Annotated in this window: 12 protein-coding genes; 6 read left to right on the top strand and 6 right to left on the bottom strand. The window is 69.3% G+C overall.

What is annotated here, in order from left to right:
- Positions 1–165: 165 nt before the first annotated feature.
- Positions 166–936 (bottom strand): uroporphyrinogen-III C-methyltransferase, encoded by a 771-nt coding sequence (gene cobA, locus WS75_RS04625; RefSeq protein WP_059679713.1) that lies wholly within the window; start codon positions 934–936, stop codon positions 166–168.
- Between the two features lie 701 nt (positions 937–1,637).
- Here cobA and WS75_RS04630 point away from each other — a divergent pair.
- From WS75_RS04630 to WS75_RS04645, 4 genes are read left to right on the top strand one after another with little or no spacing between them, the layout of a single operon-like run.
- Positions 1,638–2,963: an MFS transporter gene (locus WS75_RS04630; RefSeq protein ID WP_059679372.1), complete on the top strand. Its 1,326-nt coding sequence runs from the start codon at positions 1,638–1,640 to the stop codon at positions 2,961–2,963.
- 21 nt (positions 2,964–2,984) lie between these two features.
- Positions 2,985–5,573, top strand: coding sequence for a nitrite reductase large subunit NirB (nirB, locus tag WS75_RS04635; protein ID WP_059679373.1), 2,589 nt, complete (start codon positions 2,985–2,987; stop codon positions 5,571–5,573).
- Between the two features lie 38 nt (positions 5,574–5,611).
- On the top strand, positions 5,612–5,959 hold the full coding sequence (gene nirD, locus WS75_RS04640; RefSeq protein ID WP_059679374.1) for a nitrite reductase small subunit NirD: 348 nt from the start codon (positions 5,612–5,614) through the stop codon (positions 5,957–5,959).
- Between the two features lie 16 nt (positions 5,960–5,975).
- Positions 5,976–10,163 carry a bifunctional nitrate reductase/sulfite reductase flavoprotein subunit alpha gene (locus tag WS75_RS04645; protein ID WP_059679375.1) on the top strand — a complete coding sequence of 1,396 codons (4,188 nt, stop codon included), beginning with the start codon at positions 5,976–5,978 and terminating at the stop codon, positions 10,161–10,163.
- Positions 10,164–10,188: 25 nt separating this feature from the next.
- On the opposite strand, the gene WS75_RS04650 is transcribed toward WS75_RS04645, so the two are convergent.
- Positions 10,189–10,803, bottom strand: coding sequence for a hypothetical protein (locus tag WS75_RS04650; RefSeq protein WP_156429709.1), 615 nt, complete (start codon positions 10,801–10,803; stop codon positions 10,189–10,191).
- 378 nt (positions 10,804–11,181) lie between these two features.
- Between WS75_RS04650 and mprF the strand changes: the two genes are divergently transcribed.
- Complete coding sequence (gene mprF / locus WS75_RS04655) at positions 11,182–13,776, top strand: bifunctional lysylphosphatidylglycerol flippase/synthetase MprF (protein ID WP_059679377.1); 2,595 nt, start codon at positions 11,182–11,184, stop codon at positions 13,774–13,776.
- Complete coding sequence (locus WS75_RS04660; protein ID WP_059679378.1) at positions 13,773–15,053, top strand: virulence factor family protein; 1,281 nt, start codon at positions 13,773–13,775, stop codon at positions 15,051–15,053. The genes mprF and WS75_RS04660 overlap by 4 nt, the downstream gene beginning before the upstream one ends.
- A 73-nt stretch (positions 15,054–15,126) precedes the next feature.
- On the opposite strand, the gene WS75_RS04665 is transcribed toward WS75_RS04660, so the two are convergent.
- The 4 genes from WS75_RS04665 to WS75_RS04680 all read right to left on the bottom strand — a co-directional run bounded on the left by WS75_RS04665 (position 15,127) and on the right by WS75_RS04680 (position 19,458).
- Positions 15,127–15,585 (bottom strand): DUF934 domain-containing protein, encoded by a 459-nt coding sequence (locus WS75_RS04665; RefSeq protein ID WP_059679379.1) that lies wholly within the window; start codon positions 15,583–15,585, stop codon positions 15,127–15,129.
- Positions 15,582–17,366, bottom strand: a complete 1,785-nt coding sequence (locus WS75_RS04670; RefSeq protein WP_059679380.1) for a nitrite/sulfite reductase — start codon at positions 17,364–17,366, stop codon at positions 15,582–15,584. The genes WS75_RS04665 and WS75_RS04670 overlap by 4 nt, the downstream gene beginning before the upstream one ends.
- 190 nt (positions 17,367–17,556) lie before the next feature.
- Positions 17,557–17,952 carry a hypothetical protein gene (locus WS75_RS04675; protein WP_059679381.1) on the bottom strand — a complete coding sequence of 132 codons (396 nt, stop codon included), beginning with the start codon at positions 17,950–17,952 and terminating at the stop codon, positions 17,557–17,559.
- A gap of 72 nt (positions 17,953–18,024) precedes the next feature.
- Positions 18,025–19,458, bottom strand: a complete 1,434-nt coding sequence (locus WS75_RS04680; protein ID WP_059679382.1) for an aminotransferase-like domain-containing protein — start codon at positions 19,456–19,458, stop codon at positions 18,025–18,027.
- Between the last annotated feature and the right edge of the window lie 61 nt (positions 19,459–19,519).

The following is a 19,519-nucleotide window of genomic DNA, read 5'->3' on the forward strand; positions in this document are numbered from 1 at the left end:
GCAAACGGCGGCGGCAAAATCGCGGCGCGACGATACGCGGATCGGGCGCAGTGGCCCCGTGCGGACATCGTGTCGGCACCGCGTGCGGCGCTCTGGCGGTCGGTGCGAGGCGCGCCGCTGCTTTCATCATAGGTGGGCGGCCGGTGCCGCGTGGTGTCACGCATGCTACGCGGCCCGGGACAAGGTCGTTTCGATCGCGGCACCTGCGTGCGGCGCATCGTGCACGGCCGCTTCCCCGATCGCGCCGCCGACGAGGATCACGGCCGGGCTGCCGAGCCGCGCTGCCTCGATACCGCGCGCGAGATTGCCGAGCGTGCCGGTCCAGCGGCGTTCGTCGGGCGCGCCGGCCCATTGCACGGCCGCCGCCGGCGTCGACGCCGGCAATGCGGCGAGCAGGCCCGCCGCGATGCTGTCGACGCGGCTCATGCCCATGTAGATCGCGAGCGTGGTGCCGGTTGCCGCAAGTGCCGCCCAGTCGGGCTCGCCGTGGTCCTGGCGGTGTGCTGTGACGAACGTGACGCCCTGGCAGTGCTCGCGGTGCGTGAGCGAGATGCCGAGGCTCGCGGCGGCCGTGAATCCGGACGAAATGCCGTTGATGATGTCGACCGGAATCCCGGCGGCGCGCAGCGTCGCGAGCTCTTCGCCGGCGCGGCCGAACAGCAGCGCGTCGCCGCCCTTGACGCGCACGACGTGCGCGCCGCGCAGCGCATGGCGGCGCATCAGTTTTTCGATGAATGCCTGCGGCGTGGAGCGGCAGCCGCCGCGCTTGCCGACGCGGATCACGCGCGCGTGCGGCGCAAGTTCGGCGATGCCGGGCGCGACGAGATCGTCGAGCAGCAGCACGTCGGCGGCCGCCAGCGCCTTCACGGCCTTCAGCGTAAGGAGATCGGGATCGCCGGGGCCGGCGCCCAGCAGCGTGACTTTACCAGTCGTCATGTCGTATTCCAGTGCCGCGTGCGTGCGGCGGTCGAAAACGCGTTGTTGCTTGCGGCGGCGGCGGGCGGTCGAGGCGACCACGGCATCCGGCCGTGCCGAACACGGGGGACGTCGTTGTCCTGGTCTGCTGCGCCCGCCTGCGACGGCGGGCCTGACTTGCGGGGACTGCCCACCGGCGCCGTTGCCGGTGTGGACAGGATTCAGCAATATCCGGGCCAACCTGCGCGAACCTGGCGGCTAGCGGGCGATATGCGCGGGGATATGCACGGCGAAATGCGCTGCCATGTGCGCGGCATAACGGGCCGCGATGGATGTCGACCCGCATACGGCCGGGGGACAGCGGCGCGCGCGATGCCGTATCGGCGTGCATCGTGCCCCGTCAGCACGCACCGCGATGTCGCACGGCGACAGTGCTGCAGCGCACCACATCTGTGCCTCGCTGCATCCCGACGCGTCGTGCACGGCGCACCGCAGCGATGCGTGCGACGGCCGGCGAGCCTTGTGCGGCGGGGTCGCGAGCGCGATTCGGGCCGACATGGCACGGCGTTTGCGTAAGCTGGTTCGGGCGAATCAACGGCGATTCGTCCGCAGTACCGATTACTGACGCGCCCGGCAACGGGCTTCATGGGCAACGGCGTCCTACATATCGGGTCTCGACGAGACCGGGTGTGCAGGACGCCGTTTTTCGTTTGGCGGATGACATGACCGACAAAGCTACCCGTATCGATCTCTTCAGCTTCCGCACCGCGCCGATGCGCGCGTTCCACATGACGTGGATGGCGTTTTTCGTGTGCTTCTTCGCGTGGTTCGCGTGCGCGCCGCTGATGCCGCTGATCGCGCGCGAATTCCACCTCACCGCGGCACAGGTCGCGAACATCAACATTGCCGCGGTCGCCGCGACGATCGCCGTGCGGCTACTGGTCGGCCCGATGTGCGACCGCTTCGGCCCGCGCCGCGTGTATGTCGGGCTGCTCGTGCTCGGCGCGATTCCCGTGTTCGCGGTGTCGTTCACGCACGACTACCTGTCGTTTCTGATCTGCCGGCTCGGCATCGGCGCGATCGGCGCGGGCTTCGTGATCACGCAGTACCACACGTCGGTGATGTTCGCGCCGAACGTTGTCGGCACCGCGAACGCGACGACGGCCGGCTGGGGCAACGCGGGCGCGGGCGCGACGCAGGCGATGATGCCGCTCCTGGTCGCCGCTGGTCTGATGCTCGGCTTCGGCGACGACGCGTCGTGGCGCATCGCGCTCGTCGTGCCGGGCGTCGCGATGCTCGCGATGGCCTGGGCGTACTGGCGCTTCACGCAGGACTGCCCGCAAGGCGACTTCGTCGCGCTGCGCAAGCAGGGCGTGACGGTCGACAGCGGCAAGAAGGGCGGCTGGGCGAGCTTCGTCGCAGCGTGCGGCAACTATCGCGTGTGGATGCTGTTCGTCACGTACGGCGCGTGCTTCGGCGTCGAGGTGTTCATCCACAACATCGCCGCGCTGTACTACGTCGATCACTTCCAGTTGTCGCTGAAGGACGCCGGTTTCGCGGTCGGCCTGTTCGGGCTGCTCGCGCTGTTTGCGCGCGCGCTCGGCGGCTGGCTGTCGGACAAGATCGCCGCGCGCCGCAGCCTCGACGTGCGCGCTGCGCTGCTGTGCGCGCTGATCGTCGGCGAAGGGCTCGGGCTGATCTGGTTCTCGCATGCGCAAGGCATCGCCATGGCGCTCGTCGCGATGCTGACCTTCGGCCTCTTCACGCACATGGCCTGCGGCGCGACCTATGCGCTCGTGCCGTTCATCGACCGCAAGGCGCTCGGCGGCGTCGCGGGGATCGTCGGCGCGGGCGGCAACGTCGGCGCGGTGGCCGCGGCCTTCCTGCTGAAGGGCGTCGGCGACGTGCAGCACACGCTGAGCCTGCTCGGGCTCGTCGTCACCGCGACCGCACTGTGCGCGATGGCCGTGCGCTTCAGCGAAGAACACAAGGCTCGCGAGGACGAACTGCGCGACCGCGCGCTGGCCGCCGCGAACGCCATGAACTGATCGACCGAAGGAAACGTCATCATGAAACTCATCGTCATCGGCCACGGGATGGTCGGCCACAAGCTCCTCGAATGCGTCGCCGCGCAAGCCGGCGCGGCGGGCGCGCTGCAGGTCACGGTGCTCGGCGAGGAACCGCGCCCGGCGTACGACCGCGTGCACCTGTCGGAATTCTTCGCGGGCAAGTCGGCGGACGATCTGTCGCTCGTCGAACCCGGCTTCTTCGAGCGTCATCCGCAGTTCGACCTGCGGCTGAACGCCCAGGTCGCGTCGATCGACCGTGCCGCGCACACGGTCACGCTCGCGTCCGGCGAAACGCTCGCATACGACAAGCTGGTGCTCGCGACGGGCTCGCGTCCGTTCGTGCCGCCGGTGCCGGGCCGCGATCGCGCGGGCTGCTTTGTGTACCGGACGATCGAGGATCTCGAAGCGATGCAGGCGTGCGGCGCGCACGCGAAGCGCGGTGTCGTGATCGGCGGCGGGCTGCTCGGCCTCGAATGCGCGAAGGCGCTGCGCGACATGGGGCTCGACACGCACGTCGTCGAATTCGCGCCGCGGCTGATGGCGGTGCAGGTCGACGACGGCGGCGGCCGGATGCTGCGCGCGAAGATCGAGGCGCTCGGCGTCACCGTGCATACGGGCAAGAACACGCTCGAGATCGTTGATGGCGAGGCAGGCACGCACCGGATGGTGTTCGCCGACGGCTCGCATCTCGACACCGACATGATCGTGTTCTCGGCCGGTATCCGCGCACGCGACGAGCTGGCGCGTGCGTGCGGCCTCGACATCGGCCCGCGCGGCGGTGTCGCGATCGACGACGCGTGCCGCACGAGCGATTCGGACATCTACGCGATCGGCGAATGCGCGGCCTGGAACGGCATGGTGTACGGCCTCGTCGCGCCGGGCTACGACATGGCGCGCGTGGTCGCGAAGCAGCTCGGCGGCGATGCGGCCGACGCCGCGTTCGCCGGTGCCGACATGAGCACCAAGCTGAAGCTGATGGGCGTGGACGTCGCGAGCATCGGCGACGCACACGGCGCGACGGCCGGCAGCCGCACCTACCAGTACGCGGACGAGCGCCGCCAGGTCTACAAGAAGCTGGTGGTGTCGGACTGCGGCAAGTTCCTGCACGGCGCGGTGATGGTCGGCGACGCGGCCGAATACGGCACGCTGCTGCAGATGATGCTGAACCGCATCGAGCTGCCCGAGTCGCCGGAATTCCTGATCCTGCCGTCGTCGGACGGCGCGGCGAAGCCCGCGATCGGCGTCGACGCGCTGCCGGCGGCCGCGCAGATCTGCTCGTGCAACAACGTGTCGAAGTCGCAGATCTGCGCGGCGGTGGCCGACGGCGCGACGAGCCTCGGCGCGCTGAAGTCGTGCACGGGCGCGGGCACGTCGTGCGGCGGCTGCGTGCCGCTCGTCACGCAGATCATGAAGGCCGAGATGAAGAAGCAGGGCCTCGCGGTCAACAACCATCTGTGCGAGCACTTCCCGCATTCGCGCCAGGAACTGTTCCACCTGATCCGCGTCGAGCGCATCACGACTTTCGACGAACTGCTCGCGAAGCATGGCCACGGCCTCGGCTGCGACGTGTGCAAGCCGGCGGTGGCGGGCATTCTCGCGTCGTGCTTCAACGAATTCGTGCTGAAGAAGGAGCACGCCGGGCTGCAGGATTCGAACGACTACTACCTTGCGAACATCCAGCGAGACGGCACGTATTCGGTCGTGCCGCGCATGCCGGGCGGCGAAGTCACGCCGGAAGGGCTGATCGCGGTCGGCCAGGTCGCACAGAAGTACGGGCTCTACACGAAGATCACCGGCGGCCAGCGTGTCGACCTGTTCGGCGCACGTGTCGAGCAGCTGCCGTCGATCTGGGAGGAGCTGATCGCGGCCGGTTTCGAATCGGGCCACGCATACGGCAAGGCGCTGCGCACCGTGAAGTCGTGTGTCGGGTCGACGTGGTGCCGCTACGGCGTCGACGATTCGGTCGGCCTCGCGATCGACCTGGAGAACCGCTACAAGGGGCTGCGCGCGCCGCACAAGATCAAGTTCGGCGTGTCCGGCTGCACGCGCGAGTGTGCGGAGGCGCAGGGCAAGGACGTCGGCATCATCGCGACCGAGAAGGGCTGGAACCTGTACGTGTGCGGCAACGGCGGGATGAAGCCGCGCCACGCGGAACTGCTCGCGTCCGATCTCGACCGCGCCACGCTGGTCCGCTACATCGATCGCTTCCTGATGTTCTACGTGCGCACGGCCGACCGGCTGCAGCGCACGAGCGTGTGGCGCGACAACCTCGAAGGCGGCCTCGACTACCTGATCGACGTCGTCGTGCATGACCGGCTCGGGATCGGCGCCGAACTCGAGGCCGACATGCAGCACGTGGTCGACACCTACGAGTGCGAATGGAAGAAGGCCGTCACCGATCCCGACACGCGCAAGCGCTTCCGCCACTTCGTGAACAGCGACGCGCCGGACACGACCATCGAATTCGTCGAGACGCGCGGCCAGATCCGGCCCGCGACGCCCGGCGAACGGACGGGCGGCAAGCCCGTGCTGATTCCCGTCGTCGCCGTTGGCGCGGCGCAAGCCGCCACCGAACCCGCAACCGTTTGACCCCGGCCGACACCAGCGACTTTTCCAAGGAGCCCATCATGAACGATCGTCTTCCGCTGTCCTGGACCCGCGTGTGCCCGCTCGACGACATCGTGCCGAACACCGGCGTGTGTGCACTCGTCAACGGCGCGCAGGTCGCGGTCTTTCACGTCGCGCATGCCGAAGCAGGCGGCGTGTTCGCGATCGACAACGTCGATCCCGTATCGCAGGCGGCCGTGATGTCGCGCGGGCTGATCGGCAGCCTCGGCGAGCGCGTGGTCGTCGCGTCGCCGCTGTACAAGCAGCATTTCGACCTGCGCACCGGCGAATGCCTCGAGGCGCCCGAGCAGTCGGTGAGCGCGTATCCGTCACGGGTCGAGGACGGTTTCGTGTGGATCGCAGCCTGATCGCCCCGGAGCGCGCATGACCGCCACCCCCGTCAAGAGCGTGTGCCCGTACTGCGGCGTCGGCTGCGGGATGGTGCTGCACGTCGAGGAAGGCGAAGTCGTCAAGGTATCCGGCGACGCCGACCATCCGACCAACTTCGGGCGGCTGTGCACGAAGGGCTCGTCGGCGCACGTCGCGCTGCGCCGTTCGGGGCGGCTCGACCGCGCGTTCGTGCGGCGCGCGCGCGAGGACGACCTCGTGCCGTTGCCGGCGCGCGACGCGATCGCCGAGACCGCGCGGCGGCTGCGCGCGGTGCTCGACGCGCACGGGCCCGATGCGCTGTCGTTCTACGTGTCGGGGCAGATGTCGATCGAGGCGCAATACCTCGTCAACAAGCTCGCGAAGGGCTTCGTCGGGACCAACAACATCGAGTCGAACTCGCGCCTCTGCATGGCGAGCGCGAGCACCGGCTACAAGCAGTCGCTCGGCGCGGACGGCCCGCCCGGGTCGTACCAGGATTTCGATCGCGCGAACCTGTTCTTCGTGATCGGCGCGAACATGGCCGACTGCCATCCGATCCTGTTCCTGCGGATGATGGATCGCGTGAAGGCCGGCGCGAAGCTGATCGTCGTCGATCCGCGCCGCACCGGCACGGCCGACAAGGCCGACCTGTTCCTGCAGATCCGGCCCGGCACCGATCTCGCGCTGACCAACGGATTGCTGCACCTGCTGCACGCGAACGGCCGCACCGACGCCGCGTTCATCAATGCGTACACCGAAGGCTGGGACGCGATGCCCGCGTTCCTAGCCGACTACACGCCCGAGCGTGTCGCGGACATCACCGGGCTCGCGGAAGCCGACCTCCGCACGGCCGCGCAATGGATCGGCGACGCGCAGGAATGGATGAGCTGCTGGACGATGGGGCTCAACCAGAGCACGCACGGCGTGTGGAACACCAACGCGATCTGCAACCTGCATCTCGCGACGGGCAAGATCTGCCGCACCGGCAGCGGGCCGTTCTCGCTGACCGGCCAGCCGAACGCGATGGGCGGGCGCGAGATGGGCTACATGGGCGCCGGGCTGCCGGGCCAGCGCACGGTGGCGTCGGACGACGACCGGCGCTTCGTCGAGCACCTGTGGCGTGTGCCGGCCGGCACGCTGCGCAAGGAGACGGGGCAGGGCACGGTCGACCTGTTCTCGCGGATGGCGGCCGGCGACATCAAGGCATGCTGGATCATCTGCACGAACCCGGTCGCGACCGTGCCGAACCGGCAGAACGTGATCGCCGGGCTGCAGGCCGCCGAGCTCGTGATCGCGCAGGATGCCTTCCTCGATACCGAGACCAACCGCTACGCGGACATCCTGCTGCCCGGCGCGCTGTGGGCCGAGGGCGACGGCGTGATGGTCAACTCCGAGCGCAACATGACGCTGATGCGCGCCGCGATCGCGCCGCCCGGCGACGCGCTGCCCGACTGGCGCATCGTCGCGGAAGTCGCGCGCGCGATGGGCTTCGGCGACGCGTTCGACTATGCGTCGGCGGCCGACGTGTTCGACGAGATCGTTCGCTTCTCGAATCCGGCGACCGGCTACGACCTGCGCGGCGCGAGCCATGCGGCGCTGCGCGAAGGCCCGGTGCAATGGCCGGTCGCGCCGGGCACCGCGCGCGAGCGGCACCCGATCCGCTACCTGAACGACGGCGTGAGCCAGACGCCGCGTCCGGCGGCCGGCGGGCACGACGCGCCGCGCGTCGCGTTCCCGACGCCGTCGGGCAAGGCGCGCTTCTTCGCGCGGCCGCACGTCGATCCGGCCGAGCTGCTCGGCGACGCGTTCCCGATCGTGCTGAACACCGGGCGGCTGCAGCATCAATGGCACACGATGACGAAGACGGGCAAGGTCGCGATGCTGAACAAGCTCAACCCGCGCCCGTTCGTCGAGCTGCACCCGGACGATGCGAGCGCGCTCGGCATTGCCGCGAAGGACAGCGTCGAGATCCGCTCGGCGCGCGGCCGCGCGGTGCTGCCGGCCGTCGTGACCGAGCGCGTGCGGCGCGGCAACTGCTTCGCGCCGATGCACTGGAGCGACGTGTACGGCGACGACCTGTGCATCAACGCGGTGACGAACGACGCGATCGATCCCGAATCGCAGCAACCCGAACTGAAATACTGCGCGGTCGCGTTGCGGCGCGTCGAGACCGATGCGTTCGCGGCCGCCGACGACCAGACGGCGCAACCCGACGCAGGCGTCGACGACGCGCGGCCCGCGCCGGCGCCGGTGCAGGCGACGGCTTCACAGGAATCCGACATGGCAGACATCGACACATTCGCGGCCGCGCTCGGCGTGGCCGACCTCGCGCCGCCGCCGTTGACCGAGACCGAACGGCTGTATGTGGCTGGCCTCGTCAGCGGTTTGAAGGCGAGCGCGGGGCGGCGCGAGGGCAGCGTGCCGGTGCTGCCGGCCAGCGCGCCGCTCACGCCGCCGGTGCGGTTCTGGCTCGACGGGATGCTGGCGGGGCTGTTCAGCCGCTCGCTGCCGGCGAGCTTGCCGGGTGCCGCGGCGCCCGCGCTGCCGGCCGATGCCGGCGCGACCGGCGGTGTGCGGATCGTGCGCACGCGGCCGAAGGTCGTGCTGCTGTGGGCATCGCAGACCGGCAACATCGAATCGCTGACCGAGGATTACGCGACGCAGCTGATGAACGCCGGCTTCGAGATACGCACCGCGTGCATGTCCGACTATCCGGTGGCGTCGCTCGCTGGCGCGCAATACGTGCTGCTGATGACGAGCACGTTCGGCGACGGCGACGCGCCCGACAACGGCAGTGAGTTCTGGGAAGCGTTGCAGGCCGGCAGCGCCGCGCGCCTCGACGGCGTGTACTTCGCGGTGCTCGCGTTCGGCGATCGCAACTACGACCAGTTTTGCGGCCATGGCCGCCGGCTCGACGCGCGGCTCGCGGAACTCGGCGCGGCGCGTCTTTGCGCGCGCGTCGATTGCGACGTCGAATTCCAGCGCGACGCCGACCAGTGGCTCGAACGCGTCGTCGCGCGGATCAAGGAGGCCGACGCCGCGCTGCACGCGGTGCCGTCCGGCGGAATGAGCGCGTCGGGACTGCTGCCGTCGAAGGCGCATCCGGCGCCGTCGAAGCTCGTCGCGAACCTGCGGCTCAATCGCCCGGGCGCGGCGAAGGACACACGCTATGTGTCTTTGTCGACCGAAGGCGCGAACCTCGAATACGAAACCGGCGACGCGCTCGGCGTGTGGCCGACCAACTGCCCGGAGCTGGTCGACGAACTGCTGTCCGTCACCGCGCTGAAGGCCGATGCCCCCGTGTCGGTGGCGGGCGTCGGCGACGTGCGCCTCGGCGATGCGCTGGCGCGCTACTTCGACATCACGCGCCCGCACCCCGACACGCTCGCGTTCATCGCGTCGCGCAGCGCGAACGGCGCACTGAAGGCGCTGCTCGGCGACGATCGCAAAGCCGACCTGAAGCAATGGTTGTGGGGGCAACAGCTCGCGGACGTGCTGCACGAGTTCCCGGTCGATCTGTCGGGCACGGAGCTGGTCGGGATGCTGAAGCGCATGCAGCCGCGCCTCTATTCGATCGCGTCGAGCCCGAGCGCGCACCCGGGCGAGATCCACCTGACCGTGTCGGCCGTGCGCTATCACAACGGCCGGCGTGCGCGCAAAGGCGTTGCGTCGACGTTCCTCGCCGATCGCGCGGACGACGGCCGCGTGCCCGTGTTCGTGCAGAAGTCCGCGCATTTCCGGCCGCCGGTGAACGGCGACGTGCCGATCGTGATGGTCGGTCCCGGCACCGGCGTCGCACCGTTCCGCGGCTTCCTGCACGAGCGGCAAGCACGTGGCGCACGCGGCCGAAACTGGCTGTTCTTCGGCGAGCAGCACGCGCAGACCGACTTCTACTACGGCGACGAACTGGGCGCGATGCACGAAAGCGGCTTCCTGACGCGGCTCGACCTCGCGTTCTCGCGCGACCAGGCCGACAAGATCTACGTGCAGGACCGGATGCGCGAGCAGGGCGCCGAACTGTTCGCGTGGCTCGAGGAAGGCGCGCACTTCTACGTGTGCGGCGATGCGGCGCGGATGGCGAAGGACGTCGATACCGCGCTGAAGGCGGTGGTCGCCGAGCACGGCGGGATGTCGGACGAAGCCGCGAACGACTACGTTGCGCGGCTTTCGAAGGCGCGCCGCTACATGCGGGACGTGTACTGAACGCTGGCGACGCGGGCCGGGCGGGTTAGGGCTGTTCGTCCGGTTGCGGTCGGTCGAACCACTGCCGGCTCGACCGCGACAGCAACAGCAAGGTCGCCAGCGTGAAAAGGCAGTAGACCGTGCTCAGGAAATCGACCGGCCGGTGCGCGACGGTAAAGGCCATCAACGCGAGCGTGGCGATGACCAGCCCGATCATCGTGACGCGCGCCCAGTTCTTCCGGCGCGCGATCTGCACGACGAGCAGCGCGAGGGCGACGGCGATCGCGACGAAGGTCGCCGCGAGCATCCGGACCATCCCGGCGTGAAACGAGCCGCTGGGGAAGCGGTCGAGTAGCGCCGGAACGACGGTCGACTCGAAAATGGCGACCCGGTACGCGAAGATGCACCACGCGCCCGTCAGCAGCGTGACGGCCACCCGCACGGTTTCCGGCGTATCGCCGCCGAAAATCGGCAAATTCTTCGGCGAAGTCATTTTCATTCGGATGGGTTCCTTCGCGGCGGCGGGCAGGCCGTTTGCGTTCGGCTGGCGGCGTGGCGGCCGCAGGCGGGAATCGATCGTCGCAGCGTAGCACAGGCGCCGGCGCCGGCGCCGGCGCCGACCGGTCTGTTCCCGGCGCGGGACACGGCGGGCGCCCGCCACATGGACCCGTCCCCATTTCCGCGGTGTCGCACCGGTCCGTGAATTCATCCTCGTCCGTGCAGCCCGGCCGGGAGAATTTTTCCCAATTCCGCCACTGGTCATTCATCCGATGAAAAAACCCCGCCGGTTCCCGGTATGATGCGCACCTTGCGTTTGTCGGATGCACGATTTTTGATGCGATTTTGATGTGCGTGACGCCACAGAACCGCACAATCCGAACGTGAAAGATTCTGTAATATAAATTCCGTATACTCGTAAGTTCTGATCCAGGCGCCGCCCGCGATTTCCTTCGGCCGACCGCCCACGCAGAACAACCAGATACGTCGCCGCCTGGCCGTCTTGCGCCGCGACACGCTATGCACCACCACTGAACAATCTATGTCTTCCCGCCACTCTGGTTCGCCCGGCCGCGCCGCGGCGGTGATCGCCCGTGTCCGGGCGTTGATCCGCAACGAGCGTGTGCTGTCGCCGCTGCTCGCGCTCGGCATCGGCCTGCTGCTGATCGTGGTCTTCCAGCACTTGTCGGAATCCGTCGACTACCGGTCGGTGATCCGCCAGCTGCGTCACATGTCCGCCGGCGAGTGGGGCGCGTCGCTGGCCGCGACGGCCCTCAGCTATCTCGCGCTCGTCGCCCGCGACGCGGTCGGCCTGCGCTACGTCGCCGCGAAGGTGCCGCGCGCCGCGCTGTGGATCGGCGCGATCGCCGGCTCCGCGCTGGGCAACGCGACCGGCTTCGGCGCGCTGACGGGCGGCGCGGTCCGCGCGCGCGTGTACGGCGTGTCGGGCGTCACGCCTGCGCAGATCGGCCGGATGACGGTGTTCACCAGCGGCACGCTGGCGCTCGCGATGGTGTGGATGACGGCGATCGGCATGGTCTGCGTGCCGGAGGCGCTTGCCGCGATGCTGCACGTCGCGCCCGGCGTGCTGACCTGGACCGGCGCGGCGCTGCTCGCGGTGCTGGCCGCGATGGTCGTGATGTGCGGCAACACCGCGCGCCCGGTCGTCACGCGTTTCAAGTGGCTGTCGTTCGACGTGCCGGCGCGGCGCGATCTCGTCGCGCAGGTCGTCTATGCGGTGCTCGACGTCGTCGCGGCGGGCCTGACGCTTTGGGTGTTGCTGCCGGCCGCGCCGGTCGGTTTCCCGACCTTCATTACTGTTTACGCCGCGGCGTTGCTGCTCGGGATGATCGGTCATACGCCGGGCGGGATCGGCGTGTTCGAAGCCGCGATGGTCTTCACGCTCGGTCGCGAAGTGCCGCCGCACGCGATGGTCGCCGCGCTGATCGCGTATCGCGCGATCTATTTCGGCGCGCCGCTCGTGCTGTCGGCCGGCCTGCTGGCCGGTTTCGAAGGCCGCGCGCTGCGGCGCCGGCTCGTGTCGCGGCAGGCCGCGCGCGTGTCGCAACTGGCGCCGCTGTTCCTGAGCCTCGTGACGTTCGCGGTCGGCGGGATGCTGGTGATCTCGAGCGCGACGCCCGCGTTCTGGCACCGGATCGCGATCCTGCGCCACCTCGTGCCGCTGTGGGTGCTCGAAGGCTCGCAGGTGATCTGCAGCGTGCTGGGCGTCGCGCTGCTGTTCGTCGCGCGCGGGCTGCTGCGCCGCCTCGACGGCGCGTGGTGGATGACGTTCGCGCTGACGCTCGCGAGCCTCGCGCTGTCGCTGGCGAAGGGCCTCGCGTTCGTCGAGGCCGGCGTGCTCGGCATTCTGCTGGTGCTGCTGCTCGTCAGCCGCCGCCGTTTCAACCGGCATTCGTCGCTGCTCGCCGAGCGCTTCACGGTGAGCTGGTTCGTGTCGGTGGCGATGGTGCTGATGCTGGCCGTGTGGGTGCTGTTCTTCGCGTTCCGCGACGTGCCGTACACACGCGAGCTGTGGTCGCATTTCTCGTTCGACGCGCGTGCGCCGCGTGCGCTGCGCGCGACGCTCGCGGCCGGCGTGTTCGTCGCGCTGTTCGCGCTGTGGCAATTGCTGCGCCCGGCGCCGGGCCGTTTCGTGAAGCCCGCGGAGCAGGATCTGTCGGATGCCGAGCGGATCATCCGCTCGCAGGAGTGCAGCGACGCGGGCCTCGCGCTGATGGGCGACAAGTCGTTCCTGTTCTCGGAGTCCCGCCGGGCGTTCCTGATGTATGCGAAGAACGGCCGCACGTGGGCCGCGCTCCACGACCCGGTCGGGCCGCGCGAGGAATGGCCGGCGCTGATCAGCAAGTTCATTGCGCTCGCACACGCGCACAGCGGCCGTGCGGCGTTCTACCAGGTGCGCGCAAACGCGTTGCCGCTGTATCTCGACGCCGGGCTCACGCTGATGAAGCTCGGCGAGGAAGCGCACATCGCGCTCGACCGGTTCGACCTGAAAGGCTCGAACCGGTCGCACCTGCGCTATGCGCTGCGTCGCGGCGACAAGGACGCGCTGACGGTCGAGGTGATCGCGCCGGGCGACGTGCCGGCCGCGCTGCCGGCGCTGCGCGACATCTCCGACGGCTGGCTCGACAGCCGCGACGCGCGAGAGAAGAGCTTCTCGGTGGCGGCGTTCCACGAGGGCTATCTCGCGACGCAGTCGGTGATGCTCGTGCGCCAGGCCGACAAGCCGATCGCCTTCGTCACGTTCATGACGACCGACCTCAACACCGAGGCGACGGTCGGCGTGATGCGTCATCTGCCGGAAGCGTCGCCGTATGCGATGGAGTATCTGTTTACGCAGCTCGCGCTGCACCTGAAGGAAGCGGGGTTCCGCAAGCTGAGCCTGGGCATCGCGCCGTTCTCGGGGATGGGGGCGGCGAAGATGCCGTCGCCGTGGCACCGGTTCGGGCTGATGGTCTGGCGCTTCGGCGGCCGCTTCTACAACTTCCGTGGCTTGCGTGCATTCAAGAGCAAGTTCGAGCCGCACTGGGAGCCGCGCTATCTCGCGGCCTCGGGCTCGGTCGGCGTGTTCGTCACGCTCGCGGATCTGTCCCTGCTGGCTGGAGGTCGGCGTTCATGATGTTCAAGAAGGGTATCGCGCAGGCGGCAGTCGCCTGCGCGGGAATGATGCTGGCCGGCGCCGCGTTCGCGGCGCAGCCGGCGGCGGCGAAACCGGAAACCGTGTCGGGCGGCCGTTACGGCCCCGTGACCGTGACGAAGCCGAGCGGCCCGCTGCGCGGCTTCGTCGTGCTGTTCTCGCGTGAGCGCGGCTGGGGCGCCGCCGACCAGCAGGCGGCCGACGCACTCGCGAAGGCGGGCGCGATGACGGTCGGCGTGGATTCGGAGCGCTACGCGGCGAACCTCGCCGCGAAGCAGGAAACCTGTCACCACCTCGACGGCGACGCCGAGGCGGTCAGCCACCAGCTCGAACGCCTCGCGCAATCGGCGCGTTACTACACGCCGATCGTCGCGGGCGTGGGCCAGGGCGGCGCGATCGCGAAGCAGATCCTGTCGATGGCGCCGGAGAACACCATCGCCGGCGTCGTGTCGGTCGCGCCGGCGGCGAAGCTCGATGCGCGCTTCAAGCCGTGCCCGCCCGATCCGACGATCGTGCGCCGCGCGATGCCGGGCTTCGTCGAAACCGCCGCGGCCGGCGACACCGAGAAGCTCGTGTCGCTCGTCACGTCGCACCTGCACGACACCAGCAGCAGCGACGAGCTCGACGTGTCGGACCTGCCGCTCGTCGAGCTGCCGGCCAAGGGCGGCAGCGACCGCCTCGCGATCGTGATCTCGGGCGACGGCGGCTGGCGCGATCTCGACAAGACGATCGCCGAGGCGCTGCAGCGCGACGGCGTGTCCGTGGTCGGCATCGACAGCCTGCGCTACTTCTGGAGCGAGAAGCCGCCCGCACAGGTGAGCCGCGACCTGGCGCGCGTGATGCGCACGTACATGGCGCGCTGGCATGCGAACCGGGTGGCGCTGGTTGGCTACTCGTTCGGCGCGGACGTGATGCCGTTCGCGTACAACCGGCTGCCGGGCGACCTGCGCGACAAGGTCGCGGTGGTGTCGCTGCTCGGCTTCGCGCCAGCGGCGGATTTCCAGATCCGCGTGACGGGCTGGCTCGGCATGCCGGCGAGCGACAAGGCGATGAAGGTCGCGCCGGAAATCGCGAAGGTGCCGCCGCAGCTCGTGCAGTGCTTCTACGGTGCGGAAGAGAAGGACACGATGTGTCCGGCGCTCGCGACTACCGGCGCCGACGTGATCAAGACCGGGGGCGACCACCACTTCGGCCACGACTACATCGCGCTCGAGAAGAAGATCCTCGGCGCGTTCGGCAAGCCGGTGGCGGCGCGCTGAACGCCGGCGCCCGCTTCGCGGCGGGCGCGGCGCTTGCGGTTCATCGGACGGGCGGCCTGCGGGCCGCCCGTTTTCATTGCTCCGTCTGCGTCGCCGCGTCCTGCCGCGGCGTTGCCGTTCTCGCATCGCGCTGATAGAAGCCCGGGAACCGGTCGAGCTGCCGGCGCGCGGCGGCCAGATCGGCATCGACGCCGAGCACCGCGCTCGAAAACCCGGTGCGCTCCATCAGGAGTAACTGATCGATCAGCACGTCGCCCGTCGCGCGCAAGTCGCCGGCGAAGCCGAAGCGTTTGCGCAGCAGATAGGCCTGGCTGTACGCGCGGCCGTCGGTGAACGACGGGAAGTGCAGGTCGATGCGCGCGGCCTGCGCGATTCGCTCGGCGAGCGGCGGCAGTTCCTCGTCGTTGCCGATGGTCAGGGTCGTGAGCGTCGCCGTGTCGGGCGCGTTCGTATCGTTGGCGTGTTCGGCCGGCGTCAGCAACCGGATGCGTGCGTTCGTGCTCGGGTTCACTGTTTCGTCGATCGGGTTCATGCGTGCTCCGCCTGGTGACGTGCGTCGTTCGCCGCGGCCTTGAAGGGCTCGGTGCCGATGCGGCGCACCGTGTCGATGAATCGTTCGCTGCGGCCGTCAGCATCGAGACGCGCGTCGAGATACACGTTGACGAGCGCGTCCACGACATCGACGATCTCGTCCGCCGAGAACGACGGGCCGATCACCTTGCCCGGCCGCGCGGGGCCGCTCGCGCTCGAACCGTCCGAGCCGCCGATCGTCACCTGGTACCACTCCGCGCCATCCTTGTCGACGCCGAGGATGCCGATGTGCCCGCTGTGATGGTGGCCGCACGAGTTGATGCAGCCGCTGATGTGCAGGTCGATGTCGCCAACGTCGTGCTGCATGTCGAGATCCTGGAACCGTTCGGCGATCGCGTCGGCGATCGGGATCGAGCGCGCGTTCGCGAGCGCGCAGAAGTCGCCGCCGGGGCACGCGATCATGTCGGTCAGGAGTCCGACGTTCGCGCTGGCGAGACCGATCGCGCGCGCATGCTCCCACAGCAGGAACAGGTCGTCGACATGCACCCACGGCAGCACCACGTTCTGCGTGTGCGTCACGCGCGCCTCGCCGGCCGAGAAGCGCTCGGCGAGTTCGGCGAGCGCGTCGAGCTGCTCGGGCGATGCGTCACCGGGCGCCTGCAGGCGACGCTTGAACGACAGCGTGACAATGCGCAGCGCCGGGTCGCGATGTGCGGCGACGTTGCGCGCGAGCCAGCGCGCGAAGGCCGGATGGCGATTGGCGTGGGCGGCCATGCGTGCCTCGGCATCGTCGAGGTCGAGCGTACGCGGCTTCAGCCGCGGCGGCACGAACGATGCCGCGATGCGGTCGAACTCGGCCTGCGGGATCGTGTGCGGGCCGCCGTCATGCTCGACGATCTGGCGGAACTCTTCCTCGACGTCGTCGATGTAGCGCTGTCCCTCGCTCTTCACGAGAATCTTGATGCGTGCCTTGTACTTGTTGTCGCGGCGTCCGTGGCGGTTGTAGACGCGGACGATCGCCTCGATGTAGTTCATCACGTGTTGCCACGGCAGGAACGCGCGCAGCAGCGTCGCGATCAGCGGCGTGCGGCCCATGCCGCCGCCCGCGCTCACGCGAAAACCGAGTTCGCCCGCGTCGTTGCGCACGAGCTTCAGCCCGACGTCGTGCCAGTCGGTTGCTGCGCGGTCCTCGGCCGCACCGGTGATCGCGATCTTGAACTTGCGCGGCAGGAACGCGAATTCCGGATGCAGCGTCGTCCACTGGCGCATCACCTCCGCGAACGGCCGCGGATCGGCAATCTCGTCCGGTGCGACGCCCGCGCGCTCGTCGCACGAAATGTTGCGGATGCAGTTACCGCTCGTCTGGATCCCGTGCATGTCGACGGTCGCGAGCAGGTCCATCACGTCGGCCGCCTTCGCGAGCGGAATCCAGTTGAACTGCACGTTGGTACGGGTCGTGAAGTGCGCATTGCGGGTCGGCAGGCGCAGCGTGCCGAGCAGCGCCTGCGCGTCGCAGGCGGCGCGATAGGTGACGTCGTCGGGCACGTCGTAGTCGCGTGCGATCCGGGCGAGCACGCGAAGCTGCGCACTCGACAGTTCGCCGTACGGCACGGCCACGCGCAGCATCGGCGCGTGGCGCTGCACGTACCAGCCGTTCTGCAGGCGCAACGGCCGGAACGCGTCCTCGCTCAGCGTGCCGTGCTGCCAGCGTTCGAGCTGGTCGCGGAACTGGGCGGCGCGGCTGAGCACGAGCGCCCGGTCGAAATCGGTATATCGGTACATGACGTGATACGCGAGAGGAGCGGTGACGCGGAGGGCGCGCGCCGCTCGGGACGGGACGTTGCGACGGGTGTCAGGCAACTGGGGACAGCGTAGGGAACGCGGGGCGGCGGGACAAGCAGCAGATCGGGACGAAAAGGGCACAGCAGATTCGCGGGGCGCCGGGCATGCGTTGCGCATGCCCGCGCCGGGTTCATGCGTGCGCGTCGACGATCAGCGCCGGATCGAGCGCGCGGATGCGCTGGTCGATGAAGTAGCCGCCGCCTTCCTGGTAGCGCAGATACAGCCGGCCGCACGACACGCAGCGGCTGACGTTGCAACGGTTGTACGGAAAGTGGCGCGGCGCGATCGGCGCGTCGTCGGACCCGTAACGCGTGCGCTCCGGATGGTATTCGGCGTAGGTCTGCTCGGGGTCGTCGGGCGCCATGAGCGTCGCCACGTCGACGAGGTGCGTATCCCGTAGCGACAGCGGCAGGCTTGTCCAGCCGGTAAGCGGGGTCTTCGTGCAGGTGCACGGCTGCGTGACGCCAGCGGTTTCGGCGGCGAGCCTCAGCAGCGCGGCGTGATCGAGATACGGCAATGCGCTCATGGGATGGGTCGAGGGAGCGAAAAGACGTGCACTGTAACCCGTGCGTGCGTCGGCTGCCGCCTGCGTGCGGGCTCAACCGGCCTTGCGTACCGCCGGCTCGGCGACCAGTTCGCCGAGCACGCGGATCGCGCGTTCGATGTCACGGTTCCACGGATGGCCGAAGTTCACGCGCACGCAGCGCTCGAAGCCGTGCCCGGCCGAGAACAGCGGCCCCGGCGCGAAGCTGATGCCGCGCGCGATCGCCTGGCGGTGCAGTTCCATCGCGTCGATCGCGTCGGGAAACGACAGCCACAGGAAATATCCGCCGTCCGGTTGCACCCACTCGACGCCGTCCGGCAGCCAGCGCCGCAGCGCGTCGTCCATGCGGACGAGCTGCGTCTGCAGCGCGCCGCGCAGCTTGCGCAGGTGACGATCGTAGCCGCCGTGCTCCAGATAGTTCGCGATGCCGACCTGCGCGGGAATGCTCGCCGACAGCGTGGTCATCAGCTTGAGCCGCTGCACCTTTTCCGCGAACCGGCCGGCGGCGGCCCAGCCGATCCGGTAGCCGGGCGCGAGCGTCTTCGAGAACGAACTGCAATGCATCACGAGGCCGTGCCGGTCGAAGGCGCGCGCGGGCAGCGGGTAGTCGGGGCCGAAATGCAGCTCGCCGTACACGTCGTCCTCGATCAGCGGCACCTCGCGCGCGGCAAGCATCTCCACGAGCGCGCGCTTCTTGTCGAGCGACAGCGTGACACCGGTCGGATTCTGGAAATTGGTCATGAACCAGCACGCGCGAATGTCGTGCCGGTCGAGCGCGTTCGCGAGCGCATCGAGATCGAGGCCCGTGCGCGGATCGACGGGAATCTCGACCGCGCGCAGGTCGAGCCGCTCGATCGCCTGCAGCGCCGCATAGAAGCCGGGCGATTCGACCGCGACGACGTCGCCGGGCCGCGTGACGGCCATCAGGCACAGGTTCAGCGCTTCAAGCGCGCCGTTCGTGACGACGATCTCGTCGACGGGCTGTGCGACGCCGGTCGCCAGATAGCGGCGCGCGATCTGCTGGCGCAGCGCCTCGTTGCCGGGCGGCAGATCGACGACCGTGCTCCACGGGCTGACGAGCCGCGTCGCCTGCGCGAGCGATTTCGCGAGGCGCGGCAACGGAAACAGCTGCGGCGACGGGAAGGCGGAGCCGAGCGGCACGATGCCGGGCTGCGTCGCGGCGTCGAGCACCGAGAACACGAGATCGCTGATGTCGACCTTGCGCGTCGCGCCGGCGCGGCTCGCGCGGCGTTTCGCGGGCGGGTTCGCCGCCGGGCCCGCACCCGGCGCGACGTAATAGCCGGAGCGTTCGCGCGCGCGGATCAGCCCCCACTGTTCGAGCAGGTAATACGCGCGAAACACGGTCGACTGGCTCACGCCATGTTGCGCGATGATCTGCCGCAGCGACGGCAGGCGCGTGCCGACCGCGAGGTTGCCTTGGCGGATTTCGTCGGCGATCGTGTGGGCGAGGGTTTCGTAGCGTTTCATCGGTGCGGGTGGAGCATGCTTGCGCCGCGCGCGGGCCGATGCGGCGCCGGCGGGGTCGGAT

It is taken from the genome of Burkholderia sp. FL-7-2-10-S1-D7 (assembly GCF_001524185.1).
Classification (GTDB): domain Bacteria; phylum Pseudomonadota; class Gammaproteobacteria; order Burkholderiales; family Burkholderiaceae; genus Burkholderia; species Burkholderia diffusa.

What these genes read in the sequence shown, in the direction of transcription:
- WS75_RS04670 (WP_059679380.1), bottom strand. Translation starts at nt 17,366, where the DNA reads ATGTACCGATATACCGATTTCGACCGGGCGCTCGTGCTCAGCCGCGCC.
- WS75_RS04660 (WP_059679378.1), top strand. Translation starts at nt 13,773, where the DNA reads ATGATGTTCAAGAAGGGTATCGCGCAGGCGGCAGTCGCCTGCGCGGGA.
- mprF (WP_059679377.1), top strand. Translation starts at nt 11,182, where the DNA reads ATGTCTTCCCGCCACTCTGGTTCGCCCGGCCGCGCCGCGGCGGTGATC.
- cobA (WP_059679713.1), bottom strand. Translation starts at nt 936, where the DNA reads ATGACGACTGGTAAAGTCACGCTGCTGGGCGCCGGCCCCGGCGATCCC.
- WS75_RS04680 (WP_059679382.1), bottom strand. Translation starts at nt 19,458, where the DNA reads ATGAAACGCTACGAAACCCTCGCCCACACGATCGCCGACGAAATCCGC.
- nirD (WP_059679374.1), top strand. Translation starts at nt 5,612, where the DNA reads ATGAACGATCGTCTTCCGCTGTCCTGGACCCGCGTGTGCCCGCTCGAC.
- WS75_RS04645 (WP_059679375.1), top strand. Translation starts at nt 5,976, where the DNA reads ATGACCGCCACCCCCGTCAAGAGCGTGTGCCCGTACTGCGGCGTCGGC.
- WS75_RS04630 (WP_059679372.1), top strand. Translation starts at nt 1,638, where the DNA reads ATGACCGACAAAGCTACCCGTATCGATCTCTTCAGCTTCCGCACCGCG.
- nirB (WP_059679373.1), top strand. Translation starts at nt 2,985, where the DNA reads ATGAAACTCATCGTCATCGGCCACGGGATGGTCGGCCACAAGCTCCTC.
- WS75_RS04675 (WP_059679381.1), bottom strand. Translation starts at nt 17,952, where the DNA reads ATGAGCGCATTGCCGTATCTCGATCACGCCGCGCTGCTGAGGCTCGCC.
- WS75_RS04665 (WP_059679379.1), bottom strand. Translation starts at nt 15,585, where the DNA reads ATGAACCCGATCGACGAAACAGTGAACCCGAGCACGAACGCACGCATC.